The sequence below is a fragment of the Kribbella qitaiheensis genome, assembly GCF_014217565.1.
GTDB classification, from domain to species: Bacteria; Actinomycetota; Actinomycetes; order Propionibacteriales; family Kribbellaceae; genus Kribbella; species Kribbella qitaiheensis_A.
Genome location: NZ_CP043661.1, coordinates 7,524,029 through 7,536,784 on the forward strand (window position 1 = coordinate 7,524,029; position 12,756 = coordinate 7,536,784).

General features: G+C 68.3%; 14 protein-coding genes and 2 pseudogenes. 14 read left to right on the top strand and 2 right to left on the bottom strand.

Annotation, left to right across the window (positions count from 1 at the left end):
• Positions 1-239: 239 nt before the first annotated feature.
• On the top strand, positions 240-788 hold the full coding sequence (locus F1D05_RS35650; RefSeq protein ID WP_185444659.1) for a nucleosidase: 549 nt from the start codon (positions 240-242) through the stop codon (positions 786-788).
• On the opposite strand, the gene F1D05_RS35655 is transcribed toward F1D05_RS35650, so the two are convergent.
• Positions 781-1,281: an NUDIX domain-containing protein gene (locus F1D05_RS35655; RefSeq protein WP_185444660.1), complete on the bottom strand. Its 501-nt coding sequence runs from the start codon at positions 1,279-1,281 to the stop codon at positions 781-783. The genes F1D05_RS35650 and F1D05_RS35655 overlap by 8 nt on opposite strands.
• Positions 1,282-1,379: 98 nt before the next feature.
• Between F1D05_RS35655 and F1D05_RS35660 the strand changes: the two genes are divergently transcribed.
• The 8 genes and pseudogenes from F1D05_RS35660 to F1D05_RS35695 all read left to right on the top strand — a co-directional run bounded on the left by F1D05_RS35660 (position 1,380) and on the right by F1D05_RS35695 (position 8,042).
• On the top strand, positions 1,380-1,715 hold the full coding sequence (locus tag F1D05_RS35660; RefSeq protein ID WP_246486241.1) for a MerR family transcriptional regulator: 336 nt from the start codon (positions 1,380-1,382) through the stop codon (positions 1,713-1,715).
• On the top strand, positions 1,712-2,047 hold the full coding sequence (gene trxA / locus F1D05_RS35665) for a thioredoxin (RefSeq protein ID WP_185444661.1): 336 nt from the start codon (positions 1,712-1,714) through the stop codon (positions 2,045-2,047). Before F1D05_RS35660 ends, trxA begins: the two co-directional genes overlap by 4 nt.
• Positions 2,048-2,123: 76 nt before the next feature.
• On the top strand, positions 2,124-2,288 hold the full coding sequence (locus tag F1D05_RS35670) for a CopG family transcriptional regulator (RefSeq protein ID WP_185444662.1): 165 nt from the start codon (positions 2,124-2,126) through the stop codon (positions 2,286-2,288).
• 205 nt (positions 2,289-2,493) lie between these two features.
• A complete protein-coding gene (locus F1D05_RS35675; RefSeq protein WP_185444663.1) occupies positions 2,494-3,741 on the top strand; it encodes an MFS transporter in 1,248 nt (415 codons plus the stop codon).
• Positions 3,742-3,769: 28 nt separating this feature from the next.
• Positions 3,770-4,594: a GNAT family N-acetyltransferase gene (locus F1D05_RS35680; RefSeq protein ID WP_185444664.1), complete on the top strand. Its 825-nt coding sequence runs from the start codon at positions 3,770-3,772 to the stop codon at positions 4,592-4,594.
• Between the two features lie 84 nt (positions 4,595-4,678).
• Positions 4,679-5,749 carry a M14 family zinc carboxypeptidase gene (locus F1D05_RS35685; protein WP_185444665.1) on the top strand — a complete coding sequence of 357 codons (1,071 nt, stop codon included), beginning with the start codon at positions 4,679-4,681 and terminating at the stop codon, positions 5,747-5,749.
• Positions 5,750-5,791: 42 nt separating this feature from the next.
• Positions 5,792-6,163, top strand: coding sequence for a DoxX family protein (locus tag F1D05_RS35690; RefSeq protein ID WP_185444666.1), 372 nt, complete (start codon positions 5,792-5,794; stop codon positions 6,161-6,163).
• Between the two features lie 114 nt (positions 6,164-6,277).
• Positions 6,278-8,042, top strand: a pseudogene (locus F1D05_RS35695) (proline--tRNA ligase).
• 98 nt (positions 8,043-8,140) lie between these two features.
• Here F1D05_RS35695 and F1D05_RS35700 read toward each other — a convergent pair.
• Positions 8,141-8,944, bottom strand: coding sequence for an N-acetyltransferase (locus F1D05_RS35700; protein WP_185444667.1), 804 nt, complete (start codon positions 8,942-8,944; stop codon positions 8,141-8,143).
• Positions 8,945-9,079: 135 nt separating this feature from the next.
• Between F1D05_RS35700 and F1D05_RS35705 the strand changes: the two genes are divergently transcribed.
• The 5 genes and pseudogenes from F1D05_RS35705 (at position 9,080) to F1D05_RS41570 (ending at position 12,754) form a co-directional block, all read left to right on the top strand.
• Complete coding sequence (locus F1D05_RS35705) at positions 9,080-9,421, top strand: TSUP family transporter (RefSeq protein WP_246486242.1); 342 nt, start codon at positions 9,080-9,082, stop codon at positions 9,419-9,421.
• Complete coding sequence (locus F1D05_RS41555; protein ID WP_246486243.1) at positions 9,388-9,558, top strand: hypothetical protein; 171 nt, start codon at positions 9,388-9,390, stop codon at positions 9,556-9,558. The genes F1D05_RS35705 and F1D05_RS41555 overlap by 34 nt, the downstream gene beginning before the upstream one ends.
• Positions 9,559-9,681: 123 nt before the next feature.
• Positions 9,682-10,029 carry an AfsR/SARP family transcriptional regulator gene (locus F1D05_RS41560; RefSeq protein ID WP_246486244.1) on the top strand — a complete coding sequence of 116 codons (348 nt, stop codon included), beginning with the start codon at positions 9,682-9,684 and terminating at the stop codon, positions 10,027-10,029.
• Positions 10,030-10,066: 37 nt separating this feature from the next.
• Positions 10,067-11,050, top strand: a pseudogene (locus F1D05_RS41565) (BTAD domain-containing putative transcriptional regulator); the annotation flags it as partial.
• Between the two features lie 1,188 nt (positions 11,051-12,238).
• Complete coding sequence (locus tag F1D05_RS41570; RefSeq protein WP_246486946.1) at positions 12,239-12,754, top strand: tetratricopeptide repeat protein; 516 nt, start codon at positions 12,239-12,241, stop codon at positions 12,752-12,754.
• Positions 12,755-12,756: the final 2 nt, after the last annotated feature.

A 12,756-nucleotide genomic window follows, 5' to 3' on the forward strand; every position in this document is an offset into this window, starting at 1 on the left:
GAGCCGGTAGGTGGAGTCGGGCCGGTGGGCGGGGTGTGCTTAGCCCACTGGTTTGAGGGTTCACCCACTGCTGTGGGGGTTGCCTTCTTGGTACAGCAATGGGGTAACCCCGACATGAGGAGCGAACCACCGCGTTGGCGCGGTCGGTGGGTGTTGCCGGGGAGGCTCGGTGTGGGTGGGCGGAGGTTGTCGGGGGCTCAGTAGGGGGTGACCGTGGGGGGACGGATAGCCTTCGCGGCGTGACTGAATATCTGGTGGTCAGCGCAATCGCGGGCGAGGCGAAGTATGTGCCGGAGGGGATTCCGGTTGTGTTGACCGGGGTGGGGAAGACCGCGGCTGCGGTGGCTACCGCGAAGGCGTTGGCCGGGCGGGATACGAGCGATCTTGTCGTGCTGAACATCGGTACGACGGGGGCGCTGCGGGACGGGTTGTCCGGGTTGTATCTGCCGAGTGAGGTGATCAATCACGACATCAACGCCGATGCGGTGCGGGCGATCGGGCTGGATCCGCAGGCGTCGTTGACGATTGATGGTGGGGACGGGACGGTGTTGGCCTCGGGCGACGTGTTTGTCAGCGATCCCGCGGTACGGGACCGGTTGGCTGAGCGGGCGCATCTGGTCGACATGGAGGGCTACGGTGTCGCGTTCGCCTGCCGGGAGTTCGGCGTACCGGTGCGGCTCGTGAAGCATGTGTCCGATACCGCCGACGAGGCCGCGATGGACTGGCCGGCGCTTGTCGATGCCAGCGCGAAGGTCCTCGGCGAGTGGGTTCGCAGCGAAGTTAGCTAGCGAGGTGCGCCAGCACCTGCGTTTCGCGAGCGAGCCAGCGCTGGACGCCGACGCCGCTCTCGGCGACCGCCCGGTTCGCGGCGAGCGCGTCTGCGATGGTGATCCACTTCGGCGTCAGCTCCAACTCACTCTCGTAGGCCTCCAGTTCCTGCGAACCACCAGGTACTCCACCTGAGCAGTAGAAGTAGTGCGACGTCATCTTGAAGACCTCGTACTCCGGCTCGATCGCGCGCAGGTACTCGACGGTCAGCCCGAGCGCCAATCCCACCTCGACCTCATGCAGTCCGCACTCCTCACCGAACTCGCGTTGCAGTGCCGAACTCATCGTCTCGCCCGCCTCCACCCCGCCGCCCGGGAACTTGTAGTCGCCGTGCCGCGACTCGAGCAGCAGCAATTCGTCGCCGCGGAACAGTACGCCGCGGACGGCGACGCGCTCGAGCGTGGGCGCGGTCAGGTCGAGGCCGGAGTCATGAACGAACTTGCCGAGATGCATGCGGCTATTCTGGCTTGACCTTGACCCCAAGGGCAGGGTTTAGCGTCGGTGTCGAGGAGGCGGGATGCATATCAGCGACCTGGCGGCCGAGGGCCGGCGTGACAGTCAAGGCGGTTCGGTACTACGAATCGCAGGGGCTGCTCAAACCCGGACGCGAGCCGAACGGGTACCGGACCTATCGCGACGAGGACGTCGCCGTGGTCCGTGAGGTGAAGGCGCTGCTGTCACTCGGGCTGACCGCGGAGCAGACGTATCCGTTCATCGAGTGCCTGCGGGCCGGCAACGACCGGGCAGACGTCTGCCCGGCCTCGCTGACGGCGTACCGGACCCGGATCGCCGAGGTGGACCGGCGGATCGCCGAACTGAGCGACCTGCGGGCCCGGCTGACCGACCTCCTCTCCGACGCCGAGAGCTGGAGGACAAGAACACGATGACCGATCTGCGAATAGCCGACGAGACGAATTTCGACGAGCTGGTACTGCGGGCCGACAAGCCTGTGCTGGTGGACTTCTGGGCCCAATGGTGCCCACCGTGCCACCAGATCCTGCCGATCCTGGCCCAGATCGCGGACGAGCGCAGGGACCAGCTCACCGTCGTGAAGCTGAACTCCGACGAGAACCCGGCCATCTCCTCGAAGTACCGGGTGATGGCCCTGCCGACGCTGATGCTGTTCCATCACGGCGAGCTGATCTGGTCCATCGTCGGCGCCCGCCCGAAGGCCAAACTCCTGAAAGACCTGGACGAGGCCCTGCTGACAACCGTCTGAAGCAGTCGGCCCCTGGTGCTGAGAAGCGCCAGGGGCCTCTCATTTGGTAGCTAGCTAGAATGCTAGTATTCTAGGCATGAGCGGAGAGGGTGCCAAGAAGGCCCAGTTCAACGTCTACCTGCCGCCCGAGCTGATCCGGCGGGTCAAGCACAAGGCGATCGACGAAGGCGGCAGCCTGTCGGCCCTGGTCGAGCAGGCACTCACCGACTACCTGGACAAGCATGGGGAGGCCCGAGGATGAACGACATTCCCCTTCGCCGACCCCTTCGCCGAACGGCTCGAGTTGGTCACGACCGAGGACCTCGGCGCCGTCGCGATCCGTCTCGAGGTAGGCGGCTACCAGGGGCGGCGAAGCGAAGACAGCCTCACGATCGCAGACCCGGACGGTCAGACCACCGTGGTTCGTAGTTGACTTCGAGCAGACTTGAGGGCTGATGATCACCGACATGACACTGATCCGGTTGCGCGACGATCCGGACTTCCGCCGGTACTGGGTCGCGCGGGCCTCGTCGCTCACCGGGTCGATGGTGACCGCGGTCGCGCTGCCGGTGCTGGTCTACCGGTTGAGCGGCTCGCCGTTCCTGACGGCACTGGTCACCGCGTTGGAGGCCGCGCCGTACCTGCTGGTCGGGTTGTTCGCCGGCGCTCTCGCGGATCGGTGGAACCGTCGCCGGGTGATGGTGACCGCGGACCTCATCAACGCCGTGGTGATCGGGTCGGTCCCGCTTGCCTATCTCGCCGGGATCCTCACCGTGGCGCAGGTGCTGGTGGTCGGGTTCGTGGTGCAGATGGTCTTCACGTTCTTCGACGGCGCGAACTTCGGCGCCCTCCCGGTTCTGGTCGGCCGGGCCCGGGTCGCGCAGGCGAATGCGGCGGTGTGGACGGTTTCGAGTTTGATCGAGCTGTTCGTGCCACCGTTGGCTGGGTTGTCCCTCGCCGTGCTGAATCCGGCCAACCTGCTCGTCGTCGACGCGCTCAGCTTCGTGGCGTCGGCGATCGCAGTACGGGGCATCGTGCGGGCATTGTCGGAGCCGCGGGCCGATCAGCGGCCGTTGCGGCCGAAGGTGGTGTTCGCCGACATCGCCGAGGGGGTGCGGTTCCTGGTCGGGCACCCCGGAGTGCGGACGATGACGATCGTCGGCAGCTTGCAGTCGTTCGCCGGCGGCGGGTTCATGGCGCTGATGGTCGTGTGGTGTGACCGCGTGCTGCACGTCGGTACGTCGGGGATCCGGTTCGGGCTGGTCTACGGGACCTGGGGGATCGGGGGCCTGATCGCGGCCCTCGGATTGCCCCGGCTGCTGAAGCGGATGGCGCCGGCCGGGGTAACCCTGTACGCCATCCCGGTGTCGGCCACGTTGGGCATCGTCAGTCCGTTGATGCCGACCTGGCAGCTGGCCGCGATCGCCCTGCTGGTGTGGGGTTCGGCGTACGTGCTGGTGATCGTGAACTCGGTCTCGTACCGGCAGCAGGTGACACCGGAACATCTGCTCGGCCGGGTGAACACGGCGGGCCGGATGTTGTCCTGGGGAGTGGGCTGGACCGGCGGGTCGGTCGTCGGTGGCGTGGTCGGCAGCGCGATCGGGATCCGGTCCGGAATGCTGGTGATGGGTGCGAGCGGCTTCGTCGCCGTACTGGTCGCCTGGACCTCGCCACTACGGCGAATTGCGGCGGCGCACGACCCATTGCGCGCCTGAGCGGCCGGAATCGGCTAGGTTCTGCCCCGTGGGCGTACGGGTACTGGGTCCTCGCGACCTCTCAGCAGCGAGGGCCGTCATCGCCCGCGATCCGGTCGTGAACGTCTTCGTGGACAGCCTCGTGCAGACGTCCGGGCTCGATCCACGCCGTGGCGCGGAGGTCTGGGGGTACGTCGAGAAGGGCGTGCTCGAGGCGCTCTGCCATGCCGGCGGCAACATGGTCCCGGTCGGTGCCGACGAGGCCGCGCTCCGATCGTTCGCCGCCTATGCGTTGCGGCGCGGGCGGAACTGCTTCCAGATCCTCGGACCGGCCCGCGCGGTCGACCTGCTGTGGGAAGCGCTCGAACCGCAGTGGGGGCCCGCCCGCGAGATCCGCGACAACCAGCCGTTCATGGTGATCGACACCGACCCGGCGATCGCACCCGACCCGCTGGTCCGGGCGGTGGAGCCGGTCGAGCTGCCGATCCTCTACCCGGCCTGTGTGGCGATGTACACCGAGGAGGTCGGCGTACCGCCGCAGACCGGACCGGACGGCACGTTCTACCGATCCAGGGTCGCCGAGCTGATCCGGTCCGGCCGGGCGTTCGCGCGGATCGAGGACGGCAAGGTCGTGTTCAAGGCCGAGATCGGTTCGGTCGGGTCGGGCGTCTGTCAGATCCAGGGCGTCTGGGTGGACCCGGACCGGCGGGGCGAAGGGCTGGCCGCGCCGGGGATGGCGGCGGTGGTCGAGCTGGCCCGGCAGCTCACGCCGGTGGTGACGCTTTACGTCAACGCCTTCAACACGCCCGCGCGCGCGGCGTACGAGCGGGTCGGTTTCCGCACTGTCGAGACTTTCTCAACGATCCTGTTCTGAGCTTGAGCGCTCACTGTGATGGTGTGGTGACCGTTGGTGGGGTTTGCTGTTCGGGCGCCGCCCCGCCCAGCGGAAGGAACACCCATGCGAAGAATCGCCACGTCTTTGGCCGGTCTGGCCGCTGTTGCCGTCGCGGTCGCCGGGTTCGCCCCCGGCAGTTCGGCGGCTCCCGCGCCCGAACCGGTCGCCCAGGCCGACAGCTCGCCGGCGTACTACACGCTGAAGCTGCCTGCGGGACTGACCATCGCCCAACTGGTCAAGGACGGCTACGACATCAGCCACGGCCACGGCACCCGGCCGATCGTCGTCGCCACTCCAGCGGAGGCCAAGAGCCTGCGCGACAGGGGAGTGCTGCTCGGTAAGAGCGGCAGTGTCTATCAGCCGCTGGTACGCCGCGCCGACGCCACCGGTACGACGTACTACGGCGGCTACCACACCGTAGTCGGCCATGAGCAGCACAACGCGGCGGTGGCCTCCGCACACCCGAACCTGGTGAAGCTGTACGACATCGGCGACTCGTGGAAGAAGACGAAAGGCCAAGGTGGGCACGACATCCATGCCTTGTGCATCACCAAGCTGACCACCGGCGACTGTGCGCTGAACAGCACCGGCAAGAAGCCGAAGTTCGTGCTGCACACCCAGATCCACGCCCGCGAACTGTCCACCGGCGAACTCGCGTACCGCTGGATCGACCTGCTCGTCACGTCGTACGGCAAGGACCCGGCGATCACCTCGCTGGTCGACTCGCGGGAGCTGTGGGTGGTCCCGATGGCGAACCCGGACGGCGTCGATGTGGTCCTGACCCTGCACAGCTTCGGGAACGACATCCTCGCGCCGTACGGGTACACCAACACGAATGCGCCGGACAAGGCCGCTTTGGTTGCCCTGGGCAAGAAGATGAGCGGGTTCAACGGCTATTCGGTGACGACCGGAGACGGCGGGGTCGGGTACTTCGCGCCGGGTGCCACCGACGACTGGCTCTACGGAACGCGTGGGGTGCCGTCGTACACGTTCGAGGTGGGGCCCGACTCGGGCTCGTGCGGCGGGTTCTTCCCGGCGTACTCCTGCATGGACTCGACCTTCTGGCCGAAGAACAAGGGCGCCTTCCTGTACGCCGCCCAGGCGGCCGCCACGCCGTACGGCACCTTGCCCTAGCGCGGCTACCCATGGGTAACACCGTCGGCTAGGGTGCTGGTCATGAGTCGACGGAGCAGAAGTACGACTGGGCTGGCCGCGATGTTCGGCGTGATGGGTGTGCTGCACTTCGTCAAGCCGGAGCCGTTCGAGCGGATCGTCCCGCACCAGTTGCCGCGCAAGAAGGAGCTCGTCTACGCGTCCGGCGTGGCCGAGCTGGCCTGTGCGGCGGGTCTCCTGCACCCGCGGACCCGCCGTACGGCCGGGCTGCTCAGTACTGCGTTGCTGGTGGCGGTTTTCCCCGCCAACGTGCAGATGGCGCTGGATCTGAACCGGAAGGGATCGCCGAAGGCCAAGGCGATCGGGTTCGCCCGGCTGCCGTTGCAGCTCCCGTTGATCCGGGCCGCGCTGAAGGCTTCCCGGGAGGGGCGCTGACCTCGGGTCACGACCGAGGCTGTGGAAAAGTGGTGAAAGCATTGGCGGCGGGCGGATATCCTCTTTGCCGTCAGTAGTTGTATTCCATTTTTCTGCATCTGCTTGGAGACTCCCGTGATTCTGCGTATGTCGTCGCTGTTCCTCCGCACCCTTCGCGAGGACCCGGCGGACGCGGACGTCCCGAGCCACCGGCTGCTCGTCCGGGCCCGGCTACATCCGCAGGGCCGCGCCCGGTATCTACACCTGGCTGCCGCTCGGGCTGCGGGTGCTGCGCAACATCGAGCAGATCGTCCGCGACGAGATGAACGCGATCGGCGCGCAGGAGCTGGTGTTCCCGGCGCTGGTGCCCCGCGAGCCCTACGAGGCGAGCGGCCGCTGGACGGAGTACGGACCGAACATCTTCCGGTTGAAGGACCGCAAGGGCGCCGACATGCTGCTCGGCCCCACCCACGAGGAGATGTTCACCCTCGTCGTGAAGGACCTGTACTCGTCGTACAAGGACCTGCCGCTGTCGATCTACCAGATCCAGAACAAGTACCGCGACGAGGCCCGGCCGCGCGCGGGGGTCCTGCGCGGGCGCGAGTTCGTGATGAAGGACTCGTACTCGTTCGACATCGACGAGGCCGGTCTGCAGGCGTCGTACGACGCGCACCGCAAGGCCTACATCCGGATCTTCGACCGGCTCGGTTTCGACTACGTCATCGTGAACGCGATGTCGGGCGCGATGGGCGGCTCGGCGTCGGAGGAGTTCCTCGCGGTCGCCGAGAACGGTGAGGACACCTTCGTTCGGTCCGCAGGTGGTTACGCCGCGAACGTCGAGGCCGTGGTGGTGGCCCAGGCCGCGCCGGTCGACGCGTCCGGCGTGCCCGCCGCCGAGGTGGTCGACACCCCGGACACCCCCACCATCGACACGCTGGTGGACGCGCTCAACGCCAAGCACCCGCGCACCGACGGTCGCGGGTGGACCGCTGCGGACACGCTGAAGAACGTGCTCGTGATGCTGGTCAACCCCGACGGCAGCCGTGAGCCGCTGGCGATCGGCGTGCCCGGCGATCGCACGATCGACGAGAAGCGGCTCGGCGCGCAGGTCGAGCCGGCCGAGGTGGTCGCCTTCGAGGAGGCGGACTTCGCCAAGAACCCGGCGCTCGCGAAGGGCTACATCGGCCCCGGCGTGCTCGGCTCGGAGAACAGCTCGAAGATCCGGTACCTGCTCGACCCCCGGGTCGGCGACGGGACGGCCTGGGTGACCGGCGCGGACAAGACCGGCTTCCACGTGATCAACCTGGTGGCCGGCCGCGACTTCACCGCCGACGGCACGATCCAGGCCGCCGAGGTGCGCGACGGGGACGAGGCGCCGGACGGTTCCGGTCCGCTGGAGTCCGCCCGCGGGATCGAGATGGGGCACATCTTCCAGCTCGGCAAGAAGTACGCCGAGGCGCTGGACCTGAAGGTGCTCGACCAGAACGGCAAGCTCGTCACGGTCACGATGGGTTCGTACGGCGTCGGCGTGACCCGTGCGGTCGCCGCCATCGCCGAGGGCAACAACGACGAGCTCGGCCTGATCTGGCCCCGCGAGATCGCACCGGCCGACATCCACCTGGTTGCCACCGGCAAGGATGCCGCTCCGTTCGAGGCGGCGGCCAAGATCGCGGCCGAGCTGGAGGCGCGCGGGCTGACCGTCCTGTACGACGACCGCGAGAAGGTCACCGCCGGCGTGAAGTTCAAGGACGCCGAGCTCCTCGGTGTGCCGACCATCGCGATCGTTGGCAAGGGTCTGGCCGACGGAGTCGTCGAGGTGAAGGACCGTCGCTCCGGCGACCGCACCGACGTCCCCCTGGGCGAGATCGTCGACCACCTGGTCACAGCCGTCCGCGGCTGAACCATCGATCCAAACAGCGCGCCCGCCGACCACTCAGGCCGGCGGGCGCGCTGCGTCCCCCACCCAATTCCGCGATTCTCGCCAGGCGATGGGAGGAGTCAGCTGCGGACCCAGACGGTCCAGCGTTCGAGGCGGAGGTAGTGGAGGCGCTGGTAGACGGGCTGCCCGTCGTCACTCGCGATGAGGGCCGCTGGTTGGTGGCTGTGACGAGTGGTGGCTGCCCAGGTGATGGCAGCGCCGGCTCCGCGCCCACGGGCTGCGGGCATCACGGCGACGTTCTCGACCACGGTGAGACCGGCAGCGTCGTGGGCGGCTGAGGTCGCCAGCGGAACGTCGCCGTCGTAGCCGACCCAGACTGTGGTCGGACTGTCGAGGACCGCGGGGGAGTACAGGGTGCCAGGAGTGAAGGGCTGTAGCTCAGGCAGCGGATAGCCCTCAACCAGAACCTTCTCGGCATCGGCAAGTTCCGCCGAGGTGGTCGCCTGGCGAATCTCCAGATCGGTGGTCGGTGGAGCGACTGACGGATCTGGAAAGCGGATCATCAGCGGAGGGTGGCCGGCCAGGCCGAGACCGTGCGGGCGGAGGTCCGGCGTCGGCCAGGCGCTGACGAACAGATACGGCGCGCTGGTGCCGAACTCCCGGTCGGCAGCAGCGATCACCTCCGCCGGGTCGACGGGCTGCTTCGGCACGATCCAGTTAGTGATCGGGCCGCGGTCGCCGAGGATGCCGCCCGCCCAGGTGTCGCCGTCGTACCAGGGCCGGCCGGCCCGGCGCGCGGTGTCGATCGCCCAGGAGGCATGGGCAAGGACGGCCTGCCGGACGAGCGAGTCCGCGACGGGCAGGTCTGGTTCCCAGCCGGTGGCCAACTGCTCGCCCTCGGGAGGCAGGATCGACGAACTCATCCCGTCACTGTTCCACCCGACTGTGGGATTTGTCTCCGTCCCGGCAGCACTCGATGTTGTAATGGTTGAGTCGGACAAAGGCCTTAGGTGAAGATGGCGTCATGCCCAGTTCCACCCGCTCTGTCTGGTTGCCCCATGCCTGATGTCTCGTTGTGGGCCGTTGTTTTCCTGGTGGTCGCGGCCTTCTCGGCCGGCTGGATCGACGCGGTGGTCGGCGGTGGTGGGCTGATCCAGTTGCCGGCCATGCTGCTCGGTCTGCCGAACGCGTCGCCCGCCCAGATCCTGTCCACCAACAAGATCTCGTCGCTGTTCGGTACGACGACGAGCGCGATCACCTACGGCATCAAGGTGAAGCCGGACCGGCGTACGGTGCTGCCGCTCGCAGGACTGGCCGGACTGGCCGCGGTAGGTGGAGCGCTGGTCGCGACGCAGATCCCGATGGCGTGGCTCTCGGACCCGGCACGGGGTCGTTCCTGATCTTCGCGCTGGTCGGACTGATGGGCTACAACTTCCTCCGGGCCAGCGCCAAGGGCAGCCGCTTCGTCCGGATCATCTTCCTGGTCGTCGTTTCCGCCTTGATCCTTCGGCTCGCGTACGAGGTCTTCCTCGGCTGACCGTCTCAGGATCTCGCCGGCTGGTCGGTGGTCTTGGCCGCCGGAGTACGGTGGGCGCGCTGTGACGCCTCGTCACGCCACAGCCGCGACGCCGACGAGTGAAAGGCGGGTTGGACGACGGACATGGATGGGCTCCAATTTCGGGTTCTCGGGCCGACCGAGGTGCGGCAGGACGGCTCGCTGGTGGCATTGCCGGCGCGCCGGTTGCGAGCGCTGCTCACCGAACTGCTGATCAACGCGAACCGGGTAGTTCCACCGGGAGAGCTGATCGAGGCGATCTGGGCCGGTGAACCACCGGCCGGACCTGAGCGAGCCCTGCACACCTCCTTCTCCCGGCTGCGATCCGCACTCGGTTCGGCGGCCGAGGTGATCCGTACCGTCCCCGGTGGTTACCTGATCGAGCTCGGCCCCGACCAACTGGACCTCGCCAAGTTCCGCGCGCTGGTCGAGCAGGGCCGGAGCGGCCGATGATCCGCAACTTCGGGCCCACCTACTCGGCGAGGCGCTCGACCTGTGGCAGGACGTACCGCTGACCGGCCTCGGCACCGAGTCACTCGAGGGACGGCCGTGGCTGATCGAAGAACGCTTGCAGGCAATCGAACGGCTGGTCGACGCGCGGCTCGCGATCGGCGATCACTCGTCGGTCGTCGCGGACCTGACCGGGCTGACCAGGGAACACCCGCTGCGGGAACGCTTCTGGTCCCAGCTGATGCTCGCCCTGTACCGCGGCGGTCGGCAGGCGGACGCGCTGGCGGCGTACCGGCGGTTGGCGGGTCTGCTCGCGGAGGAACTCGGAGTGGATCCGGGGACCGAGGCCCGCCAGTTGCATCAAGCGATCCTGACCGGCGACGTGCCCGCCCAGGCCCCATCGAAGGATCAAGTCGAGCAGCCGGCCGACGACTGGGCGAGGCATTCCCAGCTCCCGATGGACCTCAGTGACTTCGTCGGTCGCGAACAGGTGATCACCGAGATCACCGACCGCTTGTCGGAGACCTCGGCGATGCCGGTCGTCACCATCTCCGGCGCTCCCGGAGTAGGCAAGTCGGCGCTGGCGGTCCATATCGGACACCGGCTCCGCAGCCGATTCCCGGATGGGCAGTGGCATGTCCGGCTGGCCGGCGCAGGCAACTCGCCGAGGGATCCGCTGGAGGTTCTCGGCGAACTACTCAGCCTGGCCGGCGTCGATCCGGTCGAGCAGCCGGCCGACCTCGATCGCCGGGCCGCCTTGTTGCGATCGTCGCTCGCCGACCGACGGGTTCTCCTGTTGCTGGACGACGCCCGTGATGCGCGGCAGGTCAGGCCGATGCTCCCTGGGACGGCTGGAAACGCAGTACTGGTGACCAGTCGCAATGAGCTTGCCGGTCTGTCCGTCGCGGTCGGCGCTCGTGGTACGCGGCTGATGATGCTGGATCCTGCCGAGGCGATCGACCTGCTGGCGAGCATGCTCGGCGCCGAGCGGGTCGCGTCCGAGCCGGCTCAGGCCGCGGAGTTGGCCGATGTCTGTGACCGCCTGCCGCTCGCGTTGCGAATCGCGGCCGGTCTGCTGTCCGGTCGCCCGGACCAGTCGATCGGTGGGTACGTCGAAGAGCTCTGCGCCGGCGACCGGTTGGCGGAACTGGCCATCGGTGACGAGCCCGACACCGCGGTCGCGGCGGCGTTCGCCTTGTCGTACGAGGCACTGCAGCCGAACGCGAGGCGGCTGTTCGCCTTGCTGGGCGTGGTTCCTGGGGGCGACCTGAGTGTGCCGGCCGCCGCGGCGTTGTCAGACGCCTCGCCGCGAGAGGTCGGTCCGCTGCTGGAGACGCTGGCCGCGGTGAACCTCCTGCAGCGTGAGCGCAGCCGCTACCGCATGCACGACCTGATCCGGCTGTACGCCGCCGGTCGCGCCGAGGTGGAGCCGGATGCCGGCGCTGCCTGGCAACGGCTGATCGACTGGTACCTGCGAACCACGGACGCGGCGACCAGCTTCGCCTACCTGCCGCTCGTGCGGCTCACCGAGCGGATCTTCGACGAGAACCCGTTCACCGACGAGGCGCAGGCCGGCACCTGGCTCGAGGCCGAGGAGCAGAACCTGGTCGCCTGCATCACCCGTGCCGCCGACCTGGGCCCGTACGGCGTCGCATGGCGGCTGGCCGACGTACTGCGGCACTACTTCTCCATGAACGATCGGGTCGGCCCTTGGCGGCAAGCCGCGACGGCCGGGTTGCGCGCCGCCCGGGCGGCCGGTGAACGGGACGGCGAAGGGGCGATGCGGCACAGCCTCGGCGCGCTGGCCTTCACCGCGGGTGATCCGGAGGCGGCGATCGAAGAGTCCGCAAAGGCCTGCGAGTGCTACGCCGAGGCCGGATTCGGGTTGGGTGAGGCCGCGCTGCTGTGCAATCTCGGGATGGCTTACGACGACAGCGGTGAGTCGGTGCAGGCAGCCGAATTCCTGACCCGGGGGATCCGCGCGTTCCGGTCGCTCGGCCGGATCGGCAGTCTGTGGCCTGCCTTGCACAGCCTGAGCAACGTCTCCTACAACCTCGGTGAGCTGGATGCGGCCGTGGCGGCTGCCTCGGAGGCGCTCGAGATCGCACCGGACGGCTACGCGGGAGTCGTCGGGCTGCTCAACCGTGGGCTGGCATACCGGCTGCTGGGTGAGATGGACCGCGCGGAGGCCGACACGACCACGGCGCTCGCGATGGAGGACCGGCCGTCGTCGCCCGGGCAGTACGGGATCGCCTTGCTGTACGCCGATCTCGGCCGGTACGACGAGGCCGCGGTTTGTGCGGAAGCGGCGCTGTCGATCAGCCGGCGGGACGGACTGGAATTCCACGAGGCGACAGCGCTCAACACGATCGGAATGGTCCGCCTCGGTCAGGGGCGCCGGGCCGAGGCCGCCCGGCACCACGCGGACGCGCTGGAGATCTCCGGACGGCTCGGTCATCGGGCGACGGAAGCCGAGGCGTTGCTCGGGCTGGCAGCGGTGGCGCTCGCCGACGACGACCTGGCCGAGGCGCTCGACCTCGGTCATCGCGCCCGTGAGCTCGCAGGCCGGTTGAGGCAGCGGATCGTCGAATGCCGGGCCGTTCTTCTCCTCGCCGAAGCCAGCCGTCAGGCGGGCCAAACCGACGACGCGGAACGCTTCACCAGCGAGGCCACCACGATCAAGTCCGGCACCGGCTATCGCACACCTGTCCTGGCCAAGCATCGCTGACG